3 protein-coding genes are annotated in these 2,712 nt (G+C 50.3%); all 3 read left to right on the forward strand.

Annotated features, from left to right (window positions below):
- Positions 1-123: 123 nt before the first annotated feature.
- The 3 genes from AC3B8H_RS20130 (at position 124) to AC3B8H_RS20140 (ending at position 2,586) form a co-directional block, all read left to right on the forward strand.
- On the forward strand, positions 124-525 hold the full coding sequence (locus AC3B8H_RS20130) for a hypothetical protein (RefSeq protein WP_488443303.1): 402 nt from the start codon (positions 124-126) through the stop codon (positions 523-525).
- A 642-nt stretch (positions 526-1,167) separates the two neighbouring features.
- Positions 1,168-1,959 (forward strand): hypothetical protein, encoded by a 792-nt coding sequence (locus tag AC3B8H_RS20135; protein WP_488443304.1) that lies wholly within the window; start codon positions 1,168-1,170, stop codon positions 1,957-1,959.
- An 84-nt stretch (positions 1,960-2,043) separates the two neighbouring features.
- Positions 2,044-2,586 (forward strand): flavin reductase family protein, encoded by a 543-nt coding sequence (locus tag AC3B8H_RS20140; RefSeq protein ID WP_488443305.1) that lies wholly within the window; start codon positions 2,044-2,046, stop codon positions 2,584-2,586.
- Positions 2,587-2,712: the final 126 nt, after the last annotated feature.

Consider the following 2,712-nt stretch of genomic DNA (forward strand, 5'->3'; position numbering starts at 1 on the left):
ACGCAATACACTTTAACCCAATGAATTTATTGGTTAATTGGCTTAAGTTGAGAGGATTGGGCACACAACACAAATAAAACAACAATCGATCGAATCAAAAATTATTCAACCCTTTTAGTTTCAGTGCTTTTTGTTAGCGCCATCAAAGAATATCTCAGCACACCTAAGCTGGAGCAGTTTATAAGAAATTCAATTAAAAACAATCCAAAAGACTCCTTTCAAAAAACCAGCTCGATTATATTAGCCATTGACACCAATATTAGTGACTGGCCAAAAGAACTTGAATTATCTCTAAAACATTCCAGCATATCATCCCTTTCCGGATATACGCTTTATTTTAAATCAATATACTATTACATGCATTCTAGCTACCTAGAAATGAACGCAAAAAATAGAAACAAGTTAAGAGATATTATTTCAACCAGGATTGCCTCTTCATACTCTAAGTCTAACCAACAAACCTCAACGCTAGCCCATCAATATTCAAAGAAAATAGATAAACTCATTTTTGATGATGACCTTTGAACAATGATAAATACCCATAGGATGTGCTGAACAACGTGAAGCGCATCGATAGCGAAGATGGGCGCCCGCTCGTCTTTAAACACTTTTGTTTCAATCGTTTCGCTGCCGCGAAGGCTAATTAAATGTCGGGTTTCGGCCCGACGGCCGAGTTTCTTTCTTTTGCTTGGCCAAAAGAAAGAAACCTAAGAAAAGGCCACCCCATGCCGCTTGGATCCTGCGCGCCTACGGGTTCGAGCGGGGTTTTCGGAAGGGCTGTCCTAGCCCTCCGAAAACGCGCGGCATCCCTGCCGCGCCCCTGTCGGGCAACTTCCGCTCAAACCCTCCGGTGCTCGGCGCCGCATCAGGGGACAAAACCCGTCGCGGTTGACCATCGTTCCCACGCTCCAGCGTGGGAACGTATCCCGCACCGCTCCAGCAGTGCGGTTTGGGACGCTGGAGCGTCCGCTACTGCATTCCCACGCGGAGCGTGGGAACGAATGAAGCCGCGTAGGGTGGGCACGGTTTTTGTGCCCACGCGGAATTTAAGCTCGGACTAATTGTTTCGCTGTCGCGAAGCCTAATTTATCGCCGGTTCGCGGACCGGCAACCGCGATACTTTTCTTTGCTTGTCCAAAGAAAAGTATCCAAAAGAAACGACACCCCATGCCGCTTGTGTCCTGCGCGCCTGAGGGTTTAGAGGGCAACTCCCGCTCAAACCTTCCGGTGCTCGGCGCGGCACCAGGGGAGAAAACCCGCCGAGGTTGCAACGTTGCTCAACCGATTCGCGTAGCATGGCAGCCAAGGATACGCCCCGCGCAAATTTCGGTTTCGCGGCAGTTCATCCCGGTACGCAACGTGTACCCAACGTCTTTTTGGGAAAAAATTATGCGCGCACCTCAATACTCACTAGCGATTACGCTATTTTTTTGTTCTCTATATACCGCGAATGCCGACGTCTATCTTTATGAAATCAACGAGATCGACAATGGCGAAATTGGCGTTGTCATCAATATGAAATATTACCCAAACGACAAATTGATTGTTTACTCGTTTGAAGTCTCGAACAAAGGCGCAAATCCAATATTCGTGCCTCCCAGCTATGACTCAACGAAGCCGGCGCACAAAGGTTTCGATCCTTTTTGCGATATCGAACTTAAATTCAACGATCAATGGATACGCTGGGTCAATAATCGTCGAGTTCCAGGTTGGAAAAAACAGAATGGCGGCATGACTTATTCGCGTTTTTTCGGTGATATGCTTCAGGTAACTGGTCAACCCATACCATCGGAACTCACTGATCGGGAAGTAACATTTCATTCCATACCCGCTTTTCCGCAAGCCATTCGAGTGACTTTCCCTTATAAAACCAGACTGAAAGATCAGGACGAAAAAAGCGCAACCTTTGTTTTAGAACAAAAGCCGCTGGAAGAATATCGGAAGTTGTTGTCTGAATAAACCAACTAGGGTACGCAATGCGTATCCTAGTTCTTACGCTACGATGGCGATTCACTCGATGCCCCACCTTCGGAGCCTAGCCGGATGAAAACCCTGCCCCTCAACAAGGCCTTCACGCTAATCGAACCCGGCCCGGTGGTGTGGGTGACGACCCACGACGGCCGGCGCGATAACCTGATGACGATTTCCTGGACCATGGTGCTGGACTTCTCGCCCAAATTCGCGATCGCGACCGGGCCGTGGAACCAGTCCTATCAGACGCTGTGCGAAACCAAGGAATGCGCGATTGCGATTCCGACGCTGGATTTGCTCGACAAGGTGGTCGGCGTAGGCACTTGCTCCGGCGCCGATACCGACAAATTCGCCAAATTCGGTTTGACCGCGCTGCGCGGCGCGCACGTCGCGGCACCGCTGGTCCGGGAATGCTTGGCGAACATCGAATGCCGGGTCATCGATATTGTCGAACGCCATAATATCGTCGTGCTGGAAGGACTGGCCGCTTACCTCGACGACGAACGCGCGGAGCGCCGCACCTTGCATGCGGTCGGCGACGGCAGTTTCATTGCCGACGGCATCAAGTTGGATCGGCGGGACATGATGGCGGCGAAACTCCCCGAATGTATCTGATCGCCTATCCGGAAGCGGCTGTGGGTTTCAAACAAGCGCCTCTGCCGACCAATAAAAGGTGTCCTCGCTCCGGCCGATGGAGGCAGCCGGTGATTGCAACGTCTTCGTCGCGACGAAGGCGTTGCT

This window comes from Methylomonas sp. BG-2 (genome assembly GCF_057766305.1).

Bases quoted from the DNA above. Each gene is read 5' to 3' on its own strand.
- AC3B8H_RS20135 (WP_488443304.1), top strand. From the start codon at position 1,168: ATGCCGCTTGTGTCCTGCGCGCCTGAGGGTTTAGAGGGCAACTCCCGC.
- AC3B8H_RS20140 (WP_488443305.1), top strand. From the start codon at position 2,044: ATGAAAACCCTGCCCCTCAACAAGGCCTTCACGCTAATCGAACCCGGC.